Raw genomic sequence first — 19,568 nt, 5'->3', positions numbered from 1 at the left:
GGATATCCTATTAAGGATATCCTCTTTTTATTGCAACGTGGAGACCTTGTGTTTTTTCCACCATCTTGTCATGACCCAAGTGACCAGAGCAATGACAAAAATCATGATTAGACTTACGAAAAAACCCACTCGGATGTCCGGTTTCACTAGCGTCCCGCTAACGGCGCCCAATAATAGAATCAATCCTGATATGCCAAGTATCACATCCCGGGTACGGATTCGAAGTATTTTGAACGCCGCAATAATGATAAAGGACCAGTTATACATCTGTAAAATCCCTGCTGCGGTAGTGATGTATTCATATATCTTCCCTGGAAGCAACAGGGCTGTCACAATGGAGGCGCATAGTCCAACCGCAGCAAGTGCAAGCGAAGGTAGGGGGAGTTGTTTGAATTTTAACTTGACCTTGAATAGCTTAGGCGCGTCTCCATCCTTGGACATGGTCACCAAAAGGTTCACTACAGCAAATAACGAAGCACTCATGGCTGAAAAGCCTGCCAAGATGATAGCCCCATTGAATACATGGGGAAAGAAAGCCAAATGATACGACGATAGAGCCGTGACAAATGGGCTCTCCTTTTCATTCATCTTGGTATAGTGCACCATGAATACGGCCATGCCGATCGATAACATGTAAAGGATTGAAAGGCCTGTCAGCATGACCTTTCCAGCTTTGGGGGCATCCTTTTTATCCTGTAACTGAATGGACATGAGCCCAATAGTCTCTACACCCCCATATGCGTAAAACGCATAGAGAAGAGAGGACCAAAAAGAAGGGAACTTTCCGGGGAACAGTTCAACTGCTGAACTTGGCATGCCAGGCCGTTCATTGCTTCCCCCATGAATCCAGCCGAAGAGTGCAGCTGCAGCCAGCAGAATAAACATGACGATGGCTGCCGTTTTAACCACAGCGAGAACATTCTCAATTTTGTCAAACCACTGTGTCCCAAGTAAGACAACAAAAATGGACAACAAGGCATAACCAGCCGCGAAAATCCAGAGCGGAACATTTGGAAACCAAAATCGAGAGAGAATGGACAAGGCTGTCAACTGGCTTCCCATAATTAAAATTTTGGTGCTCCAATAATTCCACCCGCAACCAAAACGGGCCCAACGGCCGAAAGCTTTACCGGCATAATAACAGAACGAACCTTCCTGAGGATCTGCAGTAGTCATTTTTGCCAGGAAATGAAACACAATATAGGTACCGAGCGCTGCGATCAGAAAGGACAGCACCATTGAAGGTCCGGTCTGCTTGATGCCTATTCCCGAACCAAGAAAGTATCCGGTACCAATCGTACAACCAATGCCAAGCAGGGATAGCTGCCACCATTTTAACTGCCCCTTCTCCTTACCTTCAGATGAAGAGGAAGCATCTTGTGAAGCGCAACTTAAATCCGTCAATATAGGTACACCTCTCCTTCGCAGATAAGGTGGCCTTTTAGAGAATAAAATATGTAACATGCATAGAAAACTTGTTTCATGAGCGAATGTTAAGTAAGAATGCTAATAAAAATGACCGCTAAATAACGGATAATTAAGACGATTTGGATTTACTGTGACTATCCATACCCACCTACTAAAGATCTTATAAGAAATCCTTGAAATTTCAGAAATTTATCAGATTGAGGGGTGCTATTATACAAATACAAATAAAGATGAGGTGATGATATGCAAGCGAAATTGACAGCGGACGCCATTCCCCTCTCCAAAAAGCGGAAGTCATGGATAAGGACGATACAAAAGTATAAAGTGATGTATGCTCTCTTATTACCGGCCTTAATATACTTTGCCGTATTCAAATACATTCCTATGGCGGGAATCATGATTGCTTTTAAAAACTACAACCTGGCTTTGGGACTATGGGATAGCCCATGGGTGGGATTCAAAAATTTTACGGATTTTATGAACGGCGTTTATTTCTGGGACATCATGAGAAATACGATTGTTATCTCACTATATAAGCTATTGTTCGGTTTCTCCGCTCCCATCGTACTTGCTTTACTCCTCAACGAAGTTTATACCCAATGGTTTAAGAAAATCGTTCAAACGATCACTTATTTGCCTCATTTTCTGTCCTGGGTCATTGTTTATGGAATTATGGTGGCATTACTAGCGCCAGGGGATGGTCTCTTTAACATGATTTTAAAGGACATTGGTGTTGAACCCATCTCGTTTCTAACGGAGCCTGCCTGGGGCAGATTGCTGATCATTTTATCTGAAGTATGGAAGGATATTGGATGGGGAGCGATATTGTACCTTGCCGCATTAGCAGGAATTGATCCAAGCTTGTATGAAGCGGCTCGAATGGATGGCGCTTCCAAATGGAGACAACTCTGGCATATCACTTTACCCGGTATTCGAGGCGTTATTATTCTGATGCTGATCCTCAAACTAAGCCATATTCTGGATGCAGGCTTTGACCAAATATTCATGTTTGCCAACACCTTTAACCAGGAAAAGATCGACATTATCGACACATGGGTATACCGTGAAGGGTTGGAGCGTCTCAAGATTGGCTTGGCTACTGCTGTAGGGTTGTTTAAAGCTGTCATCGGATTTGCTTTAGTTTTGGCTGCAAATAAGCTTGCCAAAAAATTCGATGGGCAAATTTGGTGAGGTGGTTTTTAAAATGATCCATGTGACAATCGGGGAAAAAGTCTGGCAAACCGTCGTTTATATTATTCTTATTTTTTTATCTCTGCTGTGCGTACTCCCTTTTCTGTATGTGGTTGCTGTCTCAGTAACGCCAGAATCGGAAGTGTTAAGAAGAGGGATTGTCATTATACCAGAATCCTTTACCTTTCTGGCCTATAAAGAAGTATTCATTTCTCATGGGATTTGGCAGGCGTATAAAATTACGTTGTTTCGAACGATTGTAGGCACTGCGTTAAATGTGTTTTTTACAGTAATCGCGGCATATCCGCTATCCAAAAAATATTTGCCGGGACGCAGTCCGTTTTTACTATTCATTGTGTTTACCATGATGTTCAGTGGGGGATTGATTCCGACTTATTTATTAATCCGCTCTCTGGGATTGCTGAACAGCCCGTGGGTACTGATTATTCCAAATCTTATTAGTGCATTTAATCTGGTGATTATTAAAGGGTTTTTCGAGCAATTGCCTGGTGAAATCGAGGAATCAGCGAGAGTAGATGGTGCAAGTGAGCTTCAGACGTTATGGCGGATCATTTTGCCCCTTTCTTTGCCTGTAATTTCTACAATCTCCTTATTTTACGCAGTCGGGCATTGGAACAGTTATTTCGATGCCATTGTTTATATCAATGACTCCAACTACATGCCACTTCAAGTTATTTTGCGCAACATCCTGCTTAACGTCGCAACTCAAAGCGCTGATTCGCTCGCCAATTCCGGAGCTGTCAGTACGTTCGCTGTGCAAATGGCTACAGTTGTTGTGACTACGGTCCCGATTTTGATCGTTTATCCATTTTTGCAAAAGCATTTCACCAAAGGTGTGCTCCTGGGATCAGTTAAAGGTTAAACCGTGTTCCAAACTATCTAACTTATTACGGGGAAACCGTGATAATATACAAGCAAAGGAGAGGTCAATATGCAGCATAAGAAGATTTCATTTGCTATTTTGTCGGCAATCTTTGGACTGGGAACGCTATTGTCAGGTTGTGGGGGAAATGAAGAAGTTACATCGACAGTTTCGGGTAATTCGCAAGGTCAGTCCAGCCAGTTTGCAACCAAAATGAAAATCTCAATGTTTAACCAAGGTACGTTCAATGCTGCTGCTCCGGTACCTCCACGTGATGAAGATGTTCAACGCCAAATCTTGGAAGAAGAGATGAATATCGACTTGGATATGATGATTCCTCAAGCAGGGCAAGCAACAACCAAACTGAATACGCTCATAGCAGGCGGCGATATTCCAGATTTGATCTTCTTAAAGAGCCGGGCTGATCTCGCACAATATTTTGATCAAGGTGTTCTAGCGGATTTGACACCGTATCTGGATCAATTCCCTGAATTGCAGAAACGGTTTGGCAACGACTCCTGGGAGGCGATGTCCTATCAAGGAAAAATGATCGGAGTTCCAGGTTATGATAATGTAAACGGTATCAGTAGAAGCTTCTTCATTCGGAATGATTGGCTGAAAAAGCTGAATATGGAGGTACCAACGACACCGGATGAGTTGTTCGAAGTTATGAAAGCCTTTACAGAAAAAGATCCGGATGGTAATGGCAAAAACGATACGTACGGATTCATCGGCGGTATGAACAAGGAAGGTAATCTGCAAACCTACGGCTTCGATAGCTTGATGTGGATGTTTGGTGTTAATCCTCCTTCGGCCATTGAAGTGAAAGATAATGAACCGGTATTTCTATTTATCGATCCCAAAATGAAAGAGGCGCTTGCTTACATTAATAAAATGATGACAGCCAAAGTGGTTGACCCAGACTGGGTGACGATGAATTCGCCTGATTTGTTGGATCAAAAGATGTTTAAGGGTAAAGTTGGCTTCATGATCAGAGATGCCCGTAGGCTGGAACCGGATTATCAGCAGAAAATGAAAGAAATTAGTGGCGAAGTGCCGGAATGGATCGTCATTCCTCCGATGAAAGGTCCGTACGGTGACCAAATTGTAGAAAGGAAATCGTTCCAAGGCAATTCATGGGCCATATCCGCGAAAGCAGATAAGGACAAAATCATTCGGATCTTGTCCATGCTGAATTATCTCTTTACGGATGAAGAAGCCTATCCGAATTTTGCATACGGAATCAAAGGGATTCATTGGGATATGGTAGACGGCAAGATCAAAAATAAAACCTCGGAATTATCGAAGGAAATGAAGGAAAAGTACCTATGGGTCGATCATTATAGAATGCCGCGCCGTGGTGATGATGCTGAGTACTTCAGCTTCCAGAATCCGAAGACAGCTGAAGCTTTCAAAAACAATCAGAAATATGTGGGGCCAACGTTGCCCGGAAATTTATTGACTCCAGACCCGAGCGATACCTTGGATGCTGACCGTTCACGTTTCATTAATGAAAGCTTAGTTAAATTCATGACGGGCAAAGATCCTCTTTCCAACTGGGACAATTTCCTCCACACGTTGGATACCAAGTTTGACATGGCAAAGTATAAGGATACAGCAATCAAGCAATTTAAAGAAGCCGGACTTATCAAGTAAAATATACGAAGAGAGTGGCTATACGTAGCCCCTCTCTTTATTATCCTATGCTATTCTTAGTTTAAAATGGAACTAAAAAGGAAGATGATCGATGCGAAGAAGAATCGGCTTACCTTTAAAATTATTTTTCATCGTGTTTGCATTTGTATTAAGCTGCATTATCTTGATAAGCCAATTATCGTATCGCTATGTACAAAAGGAAATAAGAACCAATGATATTTATTACACCAATCAAATACTAGACAAGGTAGACCAGTATTTCACCGTTAACTTTTCCGCCTTCCAAACGATCCTCTTCTCGGTCGAAACATCGGTGAAAGCCAATATTGATAATGCAGAAGTGATTAAAAAGCAATTAAGAGAGCTGTATGAACTCAACAGTAATTACGTCAGTAATATTTATTTGATCAAAAGCGATTTATCCATTCTGGGCGGAAGTACACCTACCCGAATATTCGATGAACCTTTATCTGAAAGAGAACCTTTGTTTGATGCAGCTGACAAGAACAGAAGAACTACCTTTGTTAGTGATCCTTACAAATCCAAGTATTCCGGCTGGACAGTTACAATGGTTCGATATCTGAACAGCGCTCCGTTTCCTATGGCCATTGCGGTTGATTTGGATCTAAATGCCATCGAAGAAACCTTGTTCAAGATTAATAAACAAGAACAAATGAATCTGGCTCTGATCAACGCGTCGGGTAAGATTATTGCTGGATTTTCTGATAATAAAAGACTACTAAATATTCAAGATCATACGTTTTCGATAGGGGAGACATCTGCAGAACATATTCTGGATACGACAGAAACAAGCCTTCAACTGCATACCAAGGATGGCATTCCGATCTCCCTTTTGAAAAAGCCAACGGAGAAATTTAACTGGACCCTAATCTCGATCAACGATGAATCACGTTTGAAAGCAGCTTTGTCCAGATTGGAAACCTATTATATCGAACTTCTGGGCGCAGGTCTTATCTTAAGTTTATTCATTTCTTTTTTTATTGCCAAATATATCAGAAATCCGCTCTATGCGCTCAAAACAAAAATGAAACGAGTGGAACAAGGTAACCTCACAACAACAATAACCATTAACCGAAACGATGAGTTTGGAGATCTTTCACGAGCTTTCGATCGTATGCTGCAGCAGATTGTAGAGCTGATTCGGCGAGCTGAACTTCATAACGAACTTGAGCGGAAGTTGGAGATCCAAGTGCTGCAGTCTCAAATTAACCCTCATTTTCTGTATAACACGCTTGGTTCGATCAGTAATGTCATACGTCTCGGACAAATAGAGAAAGTAGATGTCGTGATCGGGTCGCTCATTTCATTGTTGGAATACGGGATAAACGACGCCTCAGAGAAGGTTTCCCTGCGCCAGGAATTACGAAATGTAGCCGACTATATCGAGATCCAGAACATTCGGTATAACCGAAACTTCAACTTGATTGAACATATCGAATCAGGATTAATGGATTTTCCGGTTTTTCGAATGCTGCTGCAACCTCTTGTGGAGAATAGTATCTTCCATGGTTATAACGGAGGGGGAATTGAGGGCCCTATTACGATTCATGCGTACAGAGAGGACAGTATCGTTATCATAGAAGTTGTTGATCAAGGCGAGGGAATACCAGCTGATAAAATAAAGTCTATTTTAAAATCAGAGCCGAGTGAAATGGAAGTAAAAAGGAAAAGAATCGGGCTAAATAATATTCATGGTCGAATAAGACTTCACTACGGAGATCAATTCGGGCTCCACATCATCAGCATCCCTAAGGAAATAACCCGTGTGCGCGCCTTATTCCCGGCAGAATTGCAAAAAGGAGATGCATAGTGGTGAGAGAATATACCTGCTTCATTGTTGACGATGAAGACCTGATCATCCAAAGACTGGATTTATTTTTTAATGAGCTCTCTCATAGGGATAAGCGATTTGTTCTAGTGGGAAAAGCGAATAATGGGCTGAATGGGATCGAAGAGATTTTAAAACTTAAACCGGATATCGTCATATCCGATATCGTCATGCCGCGAATGGATGGAATCTCCATGATTGAGCAGCTCAAGGCGGATCTCCCCCATACCCAATACATACTTCTGACCGCCTACTCATCCTTTGAATACGCCCAGCGAGCTATTCATGCCAACGTATTAGAGTACATCGTAAAGGTTCCGCTGAGGGAAGCGGATTTGGATCGGGCTTTGGATAAGGCAGCCGGAATTTTAAATGAGTTAGAGAAAAAAGAAGCGGAATTTCAATTGTTAAACATATCCGTGCTTGAAAATAAATATAGAGTGCGCAAGCAATTTTTTAACGAACTGATCAGAGGTGAAATTCCTTCTCATCGAGCATCTGATTTTGCCAATCGCATGCAGTTTCATTTCTTCCAAGCCAACTATTGCTGCTTCATCGTTGAGATGAATACGTATGAAAGTTTCCGGAACGAATATGCAGCCGCTGATCAAAACATTTTGAAATATGCGATTACCAATATTATCGAGGAAACCGTGATGAATGATGGTAGTGGCGTAGCTGCGGATCTGTCCGATCATCGTTTTATTGGTTTCCTATCCTGGGATAATAACCGCAGTGATATGGAAACGGAATATGCTTGCCAATCCTTGGGAGGGCAGATCGTCTCTTATTTGCATCAATATTTGAACCTAAGGGTATCCGTCGCTTTTGGAAGTCCACACCGAGGCTGGGAATCAATCAAACAAGCGTACACAGAAGCTAAAAATGTGAGTGAGGATTTCTATTATCATACTGATAAAGTCGTAAAAACACCCATGCATCGGTTCCAATACCACAATGACAAAAAAGTAGAATTTCAGCAGAAACTGGCTGATTTTCTGATATGGGTGAACAGGAAGATTACCAAAGAAGAATTGGAGAATGCACTCGCCGCTCTGAATCAATTTGTTACAGACCACAAAATTCACAAGTCCATCATGGTACCAATGATTAGAGACTTGTACAGAGACATTACCGTGAAGTTTAAATCGGGGAACAAGCTGTACATGGAAGCAGCTGAATTCCCCATGGAATTTATGGCATTTCAGGAGCAACTCGCCTATATTGGCGACTTTACATTCGAATATATACACGCGGGCCAACTATTACATCGTGCAGAAATCATGAGTGCCATGCATTTTATAGAGAAAAACCTGAAACAGCGTTTAACGCTGGAGGCTATTGCCGAGGAAGTGAATTTAGCACCATCGTATTTTAGCAGCTTATTCAAAAAAACAATGAACGAAGGCGTGATTAGCTATATCAATCGTAAAAAAATCCACCTTGCTCTCGACCTGTTAAATGTACGGGATTATTCTTTATTGGAATTGTGCGAGGAAGTAGGCATCGTCAATGAAGGTTACTTTTGCAAACTATTTAAAGAATATACGGGGGATACACCTAAGCAATACCGGATAAAAATGACGCGGTACGAATCCAGATAAGGATGCAAAAAATATATCATTTTTTCGCGAAATTCTGTAAATAAAAATGGCCTAAAACCATTACCATGATAGAAGCATCTAATCATGGAGGTTATCCAAATGGAGCTTATAAAAGCAGATGTAACCGTCGTAGGCGGAGGTATTGCCGGGATATGTGCAGCCCTTGCCGCCGCACGCCAAGGACTGCAGGTTTCACTTATTAATGATCGGCCGGTACTTGGGGGAAATGCGAGCAGCGAGGTCAGGGTTCATATCAACGGGTCGGCATATCTCGGAAACAGTCCATCCTATTATGCTCGCGAGGGCGGGTTGATAGAAGAACTCAAGCTGAAGATCTTTCATTATAATCCGTTATACAATAAGAAGCTTATGCTTTCGCTTTCGGATACGGTCTTGCTCGACATGGTTTATGATGAACCCAACATTTCTCTATTCCTGAATACATGCGTGCATGAAACGGGCATGGAGAACGGCAGGATTCAATGGGTGGAGGGCCTTCAATTGGCATCCGAAAGAAAATTTCGTTTTGAAAGCTTCACCTACATCGATTGCTCCGGTGACGGAATTGTGGGATATCAAGCAGGCGCTCACTTCCGATGGGGGAGAGAGGCAAAGCATGAATATCAGGAGGTGTTGGCTCCTGAAGTGGCAGATCATTACACCATGGGCGATACAATTCTGTTTCAAGCCCGTGACGTAGACTATTCCGTTCCTTACAAAAGGCCTGGCTTTGCGTATGATATTACCAAGTTGCACTTTTTCGATAGTATCCGAAAAGGATTAAACCATCGGTCTTTTCCAAGGAAAATCAACGGGCTTGGCGGATTGTGGTGGCTGGAATACGGCGGACATATGGATATTATCAAAAATAATGAAGACATCGCGTTGGAACTGCGGAAATTGGTGTACGGGATATGGGATTATATCAAAAATAGCGGCGAGTTTGACGATGTAGACAATCTTATCTTGGATTATGTATGCCCGATTCCGGGAAAGCGGGAGTCGAGGCGGTTCATAGGGGAGCACATGCTGTCTCAGAACGATCTCACAGCAAAGCCTCATTTCGAAGATGCTGTATCTGTCGGTGGCTGGTATATGGATCTGCATGCGAATAAAGGCATCTACGACGAGGGGCCGGCTACCGCGTGGAATTTCGTGCCGGGATTATATAATATCCCTTTCCGCAGCTTATTTTCACGAAATATTCCTAATCTCATGTTCGCTGGCCGCAATATAAGCGCCACCCATGTGGCTTTCGGGTCTACAAGGGTTATGGCAACCTGTGGTTGTATGGGGCAGGCGGTAGGGACAGCAGCTGCATTATGCGCAAAATACGAGACAGACCCTGCGGCCATAGTCAAATCCCATATGGGTGAGCTTCAAGCGCAGTTGCTTCGAGATGGGCAAACGATTGTAGGGCTTCAAGAGCGGTTGGATCCATATTTCGCTGACGGATTAACGATACGTGGCTCGTCTCAGCGAAGCTATGATAATCTTCAACCAACCGAAGAGATTTCCCTTGACCAAGCGTTATGTTTGGTCTTGCCGATTCAGACATCCGTGGCTGAAAGCGTACAGATCAAAATTAAAAATAAATCCAAGCAATCGGAAACGTTGCAAGTGAAGCTGTGTGGCGGGGATCGGAAGGAAAACTATATTCCGACCAGCGAACTGAAAGACTACCGCTTGCTTATCTCAGCGGGTCACGATGACTGGATTACATTGGACCTCAGCTGCAAGAAGCCGGCTGACGACAAAATCTACATCGTATTGGAAGGTACGGCGAGCCTTGCTGTCCACACCAATGACGAGAAAATGACAGGAGCGGTCAGCTTTTATTATAGACCGGAGGAGCCGTCCAGGCTGAAGCGATTCAATAAGAGCATTTGCTTCAAGGATCTGATACCATCCCAGGATATGTATAATCCCACGAATGTCGTCAACGGCTTCTCCAGACCCTATGGTCTGCCGAACGGTTGGATTTCTGAACGTACGGAAGGACAGGAATGGTTAGAATTTGGTTTTGCAAGCCCCAAAAATCTGGATGAACTCCATCTTGTTTTTAATTCGCAGCTGAACTTGGAGCATTTCGACGATCCGATCGAGCCACTTATCCAAGACTATGATGTGACCTTAACCATGGAAGACGGAACCGAGAGTAAAATTAATATCCGTGGGAATTATCTTTCGTTGAATAAACATCAGGTGCATGCAAAAGGTGTAACCCGAATCCGGTTTGATTTTTATGCAACCTATGGTTCGCCTTATTTTGAAGTGTTTGCTGTAAAATTATATGCTCCTAAAAATGCTAAGTGAGGTCAGGTGAAGTCGCGATGAAGGAATTCTTTCCTCGAAGAGGGCTGCCTAATGTCATTCAAAAGTTGGAAAATGGAAAAACCGTGACCATCGTTTATTTTGGCGGCAGTAATACGCGTTCTGAAGGATATAGGGTCATGACGGCGGATCGGCTAAGAGGGCAATATCCCAATGCCGATATCCGCACTGTGAATGCAGGCATTGATGGGACAGGATCGGACCTCGGCTGCGCCCGAGTGGAGACCGATGTACTGCGTCATCAGCCTGATCTCGTGTTTGTTGAATTTGTTGGAAACGATGGCGGAGTTCCCGAATCCAAGGCGCGGATCGAAGGCATTGTCCGACAGATCCGCAAGCGCAGCCGGTTTACCGATATCCTGTTCGTATATACGGTTAAGGAGCGGGATGTGGCCTTATTTCAATCCGGCGAATACCAGAAGGGCGCTCTTATGCAAGAGGAAGTCGCCGACTATTACGGCATTCCTTCGATTCATCTGGGCGTAGCGGTCAGTCAATTGGTTTCGGATGGAAAGCTCATTTTCACCTCAAGGGCAGACGTGTCCATTCCCGGAGCTGTTATTTTTACGCATGATTCGATCCATCCCACTATTCCCGAAGGGCACCAGATCTACACGGATACAATCACCCGGTCGTTTGAGAAAATGAGCGAACTTCGAGATCTTGTGGGAAAAGTCGAACATCACTTGCCAGAGGACCCTTTGGTCACGGCCAATCCTTGGGAGTATGCGACCATGCTGCCGCTGGATCGTCTTACTGTTTTTTCGTCAGGTTGGTCTTACATGATACCCGATGATTTTGCTATAGCGCGCCAATACGATTGGTTGTTCCCCGGTCTATGGCGAGCAGTTGATCCCGGAGAGGCGATCACTGTGGAGTTCGAGGGAACCCACATCGGGTTATTCGATATCGGGGGGCCGGATTCAGGCAGACTGAAGGTATCGGTGGATGGAGGGGAATCCTTTCTTATCGATCGATTTACATCCTATAACGATCATAATCGAAATCAGTATGTTTTCTTGCCGGAGCTACCCAATGGGAAACATACCGTTCGCTTCGAAATCGATCACGAGAAGACAGACAAAGCGGCTGTTTTTGAGGCGGTCAGCAATGAACGAAGTATGGAGCATGTTCGACTGCATCCAGCTTGGTATGATCAAACGGTCATTCAGCTTGGTAAGTTGTTATTGGTACAACCGCCATTATAAATTGATGTGTTGTGCCCTCTTGAGAGGCCTATATCCTATCTGACTGCAATGGAGCAATCAATGAGGATTTAGGTTTCTTTTTACTTAAAATCTTATAAGAAACGCTTAAAATGAAAGAAAATTCACGGTGATATGACATGCTATGATACAAACGACGAAGCGAGATTAGCTAGAAGAATAAGGCTGGGGCTAATTGCTTCTTTACGCTCATTCAAGCAAAGGGCAATATCATTTTTGGGAGCGTTATCATTAAAAGGAGAGGCTGTGAATTGTATGGTCAAAAGGAAGCTGTTTTTCTTCATCGTTTTCATGTTGACGATCGTAATTCCTTTCAGCCTGATCGGAATAAGGGCCGCTTATGCGGAGACCTTACCTTATCAGACGATTATTATCGATGACGGGAGCATCAGGATTAATGATGTTGTGACACCTGATGAGGGTAACGAGAACAACGGATATTCGGCTCCGAATTGGACCACGAGCACAGGGGTGAAGGGGTATGATCATTCGAGCTCCAAATATACGAGTACAGTGGGCAGAACGATAACATGGAATCCACGCTTGGAAGCAGGAACGGCGAAAATTTCATTCTACAAGCTGGATTGGGCGGATAAGGCAGATAGTAATGTAAAAATCGAAATTGTTCATAATGGAACGACGGATGTAGTCTTTATGGATCTAAGACCTTCATCTGGTGATCCAGCGGGATGGGTTGATTTGGGAGAGTACTATTTTTCCGGAGTTGGTGAAGAATTCGTTCGATTGACTCGGTCTACCAGTACGACGAACACGATCCTTACGCGTGCTGATGCGGTCAAGTTCGAAGGGAATATAAGACAGAAAGAGCCACATCAGACGATCATCATTGATGATGGAAGCCTCACAATTGATAATGTCGTCACGGTTGATTCCGGCAACGCTAATAACGGATTTTCCGCTCCTTATTGGAGCACAAGTGCGGGAGTGAAGGGTTACAATAATTCCAGCTCCAAATATACAGACGCCGTAAATAGAAGCATCACATGGAATCCACGCCTGGAAGCAGGGACGGCGAGAATATCGTTCTATAAGCTGGATTGGGCGGATAAAGCAGATAGTAATGTGAAGATTGAGATTGTTCATAACGGGATTACGGATGTGAAGTTTATGGACCTTAGACCTTCGTCAGGTCCATCGGTCGGATGGGTTGACTTGGGGGAGTATGAGTTCAGTGGTGATGATAGCGAATTTGTCAGGCTGACTCGAACGCAACCTACGACGGGTACAATTATTACTCGGGCCGATGCAGTCAAGTTCGAAGGAAATATCCGGCAGCAGGCACCGCCGTTGCCCCCGCTGCGGAGCCGCACATTATCCAATCTCAGTTACACGGAAAAAGGCAGCATCGAAAATGATAACTATAAGGCAACCTTCTATGAAGCAGCATGGGATGGGGGAAAATCCATCGTTCGTGACATGTTCTACAAGAACACGGACACCGGAAACTGGATGCCGATAAATACTGTGGCGGAAAGACTTGAGGAGCAATGGGTTTTATTGGATGGGAATGCGGGGAGCCGAACCAATTACTACGATACGATGAACAAACGCTGGATTACATTTGACGGGATCACTTTTCCCGACAGCCACACGGCGGTATTAACGGATTCCTCGAATGAGAGTGATTACGATTTTGAAGTGAACTGGTCCATGGCAGGCGATAAACCAGATGTTTCCTTTGCTTTTACGCCTCGCTGCGACGGCAACTATGTGATTGGATATCAGTCATTCACAACAGAGGCAGTCTCCGGCATCAATGAAGTGTTAAATGGATTCAGGTCGCATGCCAAGATGGTAGGTACCGTAGAATCAACAAGCCTGAGGGAACTGAGCGCTCCGATGAGTCTGGTTGAGAAGAATGATGGTTCAGGGAATCCTTTGACGTATGGGTTATTTGTATCTTCACAAGAGCTTCCGGTTGAATTCGAACCGACGGGAGGCGTTACGAAACAACGGCTTGGCATGAGCCTTGTCAACAACGAAGGCAGCGTGCAGGCAATCCTGTATGCGCCTCAATTAGGGACTTATTCGCAAATGACCGCAGAAAGCACGTATCAATTTCATATGGGGCTAATCGCACAAAAAAGCAATCTGTATGAGTCCTACGCGGATATTCTTCGCAATGAATACGATTATTCGGCATACCGGGAAAATGTGTCCGATCAGTCGCTTACTGACGCGATGTTCAACATGATCGATTTGCTTAAGGTTGAGCCGCAAGGGGACGACTCCGTTAATTATGTCCCATCACCCAGCGGGTGGTGGAGCCGTGCCAAGGGCTTTATTGATATCGAAAACGAGGATAGCGTTCGAACAAGCTCAAATGCGGTTCTTTTGGGGGCTTACTATTTGACCGGCGATGACCAGCTATATGATACGAGAGCATTGCCGTCCGTCCAGTATGGCGTATCGCGAAATGGTATCGGTTGGTCGCCAACGCAGAAAAAAGTATATGGCGTGCCTTCATTATGGAAAATGGCTACTCTTCCGTTCGATGTTTCAAGCGTAGCCGCGGTCAATCAGATGATGGGCACTTCGGCAGGAATTGGGGCGCTGGCACAGGAAGAGTACCTCGTGCGTGATCCTGACCAGAAAGACCGGGGTCCTGTCATTCAGCCCTTGATGATGTATCGCATGACAGGAGATGCGCAGTATTTACAGGCTGCGAAGGATGCAGCCGACAGCTATATCACGCAGCATATCGATACGCCAGAATCCGTCGATGTGAGTAAAAATGAGTTCATTTATTATTATAGCAAGCTGTGGATGGAAATCTTGGAGCTTTACGAAGAAACTCAGGATCCCAAATATTTGAATGCTGCCTATAAGGAAGCCAAACGGTATGCAACCATGTTCGTTGCTCGTCCAGTTCCTGAAGGAAACGTTACGATTCCGCAGCCTGAGACATACAATTACGCGGAGTCGTTCCATTGGCCGGAAAGCGGTAAATTTCAATATCCTCGGATCAAGCTCCCGGAAGATGTACCCGGAGGCGTACCAGCGGATCGTTGGCTTGTTTCACCGAGCGGATTGACGTTTGAAGCAGGAAGTACAACCGGTTATTATCGGATGAATGCTCAGGAAGCTCCATTCATGCTGAGATTGTCGCTTTATACTGGGGATAAACTGCTGCAGGATATTGCTCATAATGCGGTTATTGGTCGATATTCCAGCTATCCAGGTTATTACTATAAGGGCTTTGCTGTTAGCCAACTTGAACCGGATTTCCCTCTGGAAGGCCCAAGCGGGGCTACATCCATCTACTATCACCATATACCGGGGCAACTCGGGCAAACGATGGATTATTTGATCAGTGAACAATCGTTGAGATCGAACGGGAGTATTACATTTCCTTCTGTATTTGAAACGAATTTTTTATGGTTCAAATATCATCTTTATGGGAATAAACCAGGTCAATTTTATGGGAATTCGGACGTTTGGCTCTGGATGCCCAAGGGGATTATTCAGACCAACCATCCTCAATTGAACTGGATAACAGCTGAGAGCGGGGATAAATTCTACATCGGGCTAAGCAACGCATCGTCAGAAGAAGTGCAGACTCCGATTGAACTGAATGAACAAATCATTGGGTTCAACCCGGCACAGGATTATACCGTAACGATCATCCGCGATAATGGCACCCCAGAACAAGCGGTAATGAGTGACGGAATCATTCAAGCCACGGTTTCAAGCAAGGGAATAACCGCCATCATTGTAGAAGGACTCAACATTGATGTGCCGCTGCACCAGGTCAGAACTGCGGACACATCGGATGCAAGCTATTTCTTCGATATCCACAGTCCAATCGATGCGGTTAAAGGCATGCTGATCGTCAAGCCCGACGAAACGGCCTACGATGCTTATGTGCAGGCCAAAACGACGAAACCAGCGACAATCCATTATTCCCTGGATGGTGGGGCTACGTATACAACCATCCCAGATACGATCTATCCGATGGAATGGTCGATACGGGTAAACGATTTATCCCAAACTTTCACTTATTACGTGGAATCGGAGGGGAAGCAGACCCGCAAGCGGACACTCTATCTGCCTGATCAGGTAACGGAAACGCCAGTCCAACCCGATGGGCAGGATGGTTCATCTATCATTGTGGATAATACGGAGGCGGAAACAGAAGGTGTCTGGATAAGGGATACGACGGCGAACGACTATTACTATGATAATTATGTATATGCGAAGTCGACGGCTGGCACAGCGACAAGCAAAATGAGATGGCGGCCTGAGCTGCCGGAAAGTGTCACTTACAGTGTGTATTACAAGCTTCCGCAAATAACCGCTGCGAGTGAAAATTGGGCAACAAATGCCTCATTTACCGTTTATTATAGCGGGGGCTCCGAGACGGTTACTGTTGATGAGACAACGGCGAATGGAACTTGGGTGCACCTGGGGGATTATCCTTTTGCTGCAGGCGATAGCGGGTACGTGGAACTAACCAACAAGACCAACAAGTCCAGGGTCATTGCCGATGCGATTATGTGGGTGGACCCGAACAGGATACCGCAATTGGAGTCTGCCGTGATCCTGTCCGATCGAAACGAGCTGCAGATGACTCAAACCGCACAACTGAGCGTAACCGGCTATTTGGATAACGGTTTGATCGGTGATCTAACCCAGGCCAATGTGCAGTATTTCGTAGATCGAACGGATCTGGCTGAAGTGGACAGCAGCGGGGTGTTGACTCTTCTACATCTCGATGGGGAAACAGATCACATTGAGGTATGGGCTACTGTCACGATTGACGGAGTGACCTTAACAACCCCGCCTTTGAACATAACGATTAAGGACCTAACGGTTATCGTGGACAGTACAAATACAACCGGGTTATACACAACAGAAGGGTCTTGGAGCCAAAGCAATTTAGCCGGATACAAAATTGGGGTTAAGTCCCGTTACACTACAGTTCAAGGATCATCAGCATCGTGGAAAGGTCAGTTTCCAGAGGGGAAATATACGGTCTCGATCTACAAGCTCGTCCATACGACGGCGAACGATAATCATGTCAAAGTGGAAGTGAAGCATAAGACGGGTACCGAGGTCACCTATATCGATGCAACGGTCGGCTCATCGGGTTGGGTTGATCTAGGGACGTTTGACTTTACGGGAGACGGCAGCGAGTATGTTCGTTTAACCAGGGAGACTCCAACAACAGTAGATCCGCCAACGCTTCCTGCAGATATGATCTATACGAGGGTTGACGCAGTGAAGTTCGAACGGCATTCCGTTGCTCCTGAGGTGCCTGCAGATGAGGCGCCAGGTACACCGACACTTTCTGAATAGTGCCAGACAATAATATTAATAAAGACAAGAGCCACGCATACTGTGGCTCTTTCGTTTGGACCAGAGAAAACTCTCGTCATGTATGGTTATTGAATTCCGGAAGGGGGTGCCAGAAGTAATTGAAACCGATCTTGTTTAGCACAGCAGAAACTGCAATGCCCAGAGGGGAACAGAATAGGATTAATTTCTGTTTTTCCTTAATATCCAGTATCCTAAAACGTTAGGGATTACAAAGCCCAACAAAACATTCAACAACATGTCGCTAAGGTGAATAATTCCACTTGGTACACAACAACATATTGACAATTTACAATATGACTATATAATAAGCTACATGGAACAAATTGAAGTCTTCAAAGCATTGTCTAACGAAGCACGTCTTCAGATATTAGATTGGCTGAAAGATCCTAAAGCTAATTTTTCTCCCCAAGAAGGGATTGATTTAGTTGATGTGGGGGTTTGCGTAAGTCAAATAACAAAAAAATTAAAGATGAATCAATCTACAGCCTCTCAATATCTGTCGATGTTGCAGCGAGCCGGTTTAATTAGTGCCACTCGTTTAGGAAAGTGGACGTATTACAAAAGAAATGAAGATGCTATTGATCAAATTGGTTTATTCTTAAAAAAGAATACCTAAAAGAAAACTGAATTCTGAGGAATTCAGTATTTCTTCGGAGTACATTTTGACAATTTGCAAAGTGTACATTTTTTTAAATTAACATATTGATGTTTTGCAATATTTAAATGTATATACATTTTGAAAGGGGGTGAAATACTTAGAAGAGCTAAAATCAATTGGTATAAATCATGTAATTTTTGTTCTTAAAAACAATACTAAAGATTAGAGAGGAAAGATAAAAAATGATGAAAGCATGGCAAAAACAAGGTGTTGGTCTCGAAAATTTAAAATTGGTTGACTTAGAAATTCCGACGCCAGGCCCCAAACAAATTTTAGTTAAAGTGAAAGCAGTCTCGCTAAATTTCCGTGATAAATCAATCATGGACGGTGATTACTTACCTGACTTGATGAGTAAGCCATTTGTACCCGTGTCTGATGCTGCTGGGGTTGTGGTAAGCGTAGGAACTGACGTAACTCGATTTAAAGACGGCGACAGAGTTGTATCTCATCTATATACCAAATGGATTGATGGTGCACCAAGTCAAGACTATGCTCCCACTGCTATTGGCGGACCAAACAACGGTGGACTTGCTGAATATATGCTTTTGGATGAGGATGCAGCGGTAATGTCCCCATCAAATATGACGGACGAAGAAGCTTCTACACTTCCTATTGCAGCCCTGACAGTTTGGTTTTCTTTAGTGGAGTATGGAAAGATTAAAGCGGGCGACACGGTTCTAGTTCAGGGGACCGGTGGTGTATCTATTTTCGCGATCCAAATGGCTTCCGCACTAGGAGCTAAAGTCATTGTTACAACAAGCAGTGATGAGAAAGGCGAACGTGTACGTAAACTTGGAGCTAAAAAAATTATTAACTATGTGAAAACACCGGATTGGGAGAAAGAAGTGTTAAAACTTACGAACGGTGAAGGTGCACAACATATTATTGAAGTTGTTGGCGGGAGCAGCATTAATCGCTCTATTGATGCGGTAGCTCAGCAAGGTCATATTTATATTGTAGGATTCCTTGAGAGCATGACAGCAGAAGTGAATTTGTTCTCTTTGTTAGCGAAACAAGCTCGCGTACAGGGAATCTATGTAGGACATCGTAAATCTTTTGATGACATGAATAAGGCATTTAATGAATTAAATACTAATCCAGTGATCGACACGGTTTATTCCTTTAATGAAGCCATTAAAGCTTATGAGCACTTGGGACGTGGAGCTTTCGGTAAGATTGTAATTAAAGTCTCTGAATAACGCTGTATTTCGTTCTGTTAAACCTTACAAGTAATTTTGACTAATTTAACATGAAAAAAGCAAGGAGACAGCCGACCAACATGATCGGCTGTCTTTGTTCAACTAACGGGCACGTCATTTAGCACTGCTCTACACATTCTTCATAATAGAAAGCATGATTGCTGGGTATGTTAAACCTAAATGAACCAAAGATTGTATTA

General features: G+C 44.0%; 11 protein-coding genes. 10 read left to right on the top strand and 1 reads right to left on the bottom strand.

Annotation, left to right across the window (positions count from 1 at the left end; genetic code table 11):
- Window positions 1–27: 27 nt before the first annotated feature.
- Window positions 28–1,404 carry an amino acid permease gene (locus AC4G47_RS15240; protein ID WP_491101645.1) on the bottom strand — a complete coding sequence of 459 codons (1,377 nt, stop codon included), beginning with the start codon at window positions 1,402–1,404 and terminating at the stop codon, window positions 28–30.
- A gap of 267 nt (window positions 1,405–1,671) precedes the next feature.
- On the opposite strand from AC4G47_RS15240, the gene AC4G47_RS15235 reads away from it, so the two are divergent.
- The 10 genes from AC4G47_RS15235 (at window position 1,672) to AC4G47_RS15190 (ending at window position 19,368) form a co-directional block, all read left to right on the top strand.
- Window positions 1,672–2,619, top strand: a complete 948-nt coding sequence (locus AC4G47_RS15235) for an ABC transporter permease (RefSeq protein WP_491101644.1) — start codon at window positions 1,672–1,674, stop codon at window positions 2,617–2,619.
- Window positions 2,620–2,632: 13 nt separating this feature from the next.
- Window positions 2,633–3,502, top strand: a complete 870-nt coding sequence (locus AC4G47_RS15230; RefSeq protein WP_491101642.1) for a carbohydrate ABC transporter permease — start codon at window positions 2,633–2,635, stop codon at window positions 3,500–3,502.
- A 69-nt stretch (window positions 3,503–3,571) separates the two neighbouring features.
- A complete protein-coding gene (locus AC4G47_RS15225; RefSeq protein WP_491101641.1) occupies window positions 3,572–5,158 on the top strand; it encodes an extracellular solute-binding protein in 1,587 nt (528 codons plus the stop codon).
- A 91-nt stretch (window positions 5,159–5,249) separates the two neighbouring features.
- Complete coding sequence (locus AC4G47_RS15220; protein WP_491106610.1) at window positions 5,250–6,989, top strand: sensor histidine kinase; 1,740 nt, start codon at window positions 5,250–5,252, stop codon at window positions 6,987–6,989.
- Window positions 6,990–6,991: 2 nt separating this feature from the next.
- On the top strand, window positions 6,992–8,611 hold the full coding sequence (locus AC4G47_RS15215; RefSeq protein ID WP_491106609.1) for a response regulator: 1,620 nt from the start codon (window positions 6,992–6,994) through the stop codon (window positions 8,609–8,611).
- A 99-nt stretch (window positions 8,612–8,710) separates the two neighbouring features.
- Window positions 8,711–10,927, top strand: coding sequence for an FAD-dependent oxidoreductase (locus AC4G47_RS15210; protein WP_491106608.1), 2,217 nt, complete (start codon window positions 8,711–8,713; stop codon window positions 10,925–10,927).
- A gap of 17 nt (window positions 10,928–10,944) precedes the next feature.
- Window positions 10,945–12,153, top strand: coding sequence for an SGNH/GDSL hydrolase family protein (locus AC4G47_RS15205; protein WP_491106607.1), 1,209 nt, complete (start codon window positions 10,945–10,947; stop codon window positions 12,151–12,153).
- A gap of 273 nt (window positions 12,154–12,426) precedes the next feature.
- The gene (locus AC4G47_RS15200) at window positions 12,427–17,490 is read left to right on the top strand and encodes a golvesin C-terminal-like domain-containing protein (protein ID WP_491106606.1); all 5,064 of its coding nucleotides are present in this window, start codon (window positions 12,427–12,429) and stop codon (window positions 17,488–17,490) included.
- 334 nt (window positions 17,491–17,824) lie between these two features.
- A complete protein-coding gene (locus AC4G47_RS15195) occupies window positions 17,825–18,127 on the top strand; it encodes an ArsR/SmtB family transcription factor (RefSeq protein WP_145325419.1) in 303 nt (100 codons plus the stop codon).
- Window positions 18,128–18,351: 224 nt separating this feature from the next.
- Window positions 18,352–19,368, top strand: a complete 1,017-nt coding sequence (locus tag AC4G47_RS15190) for a zinc-dependent alcohol dehydrogenase family protein (RefSeq protein WP_491106605.1) — start codon at window positions 18,352–18,354, stop codon at window positions 19,366–19,368.
- The last annotated feature ends 200 nt before the right edge of the window (window positions 19,369–19,568 follow it).

The sequence above is a fragment of the Paenibacillus sp. Negev47 genome, from assembly GCF_058313655.1.
This window is presented reverse-complemented; position numbering and strand designations above follow the sequence as displayed.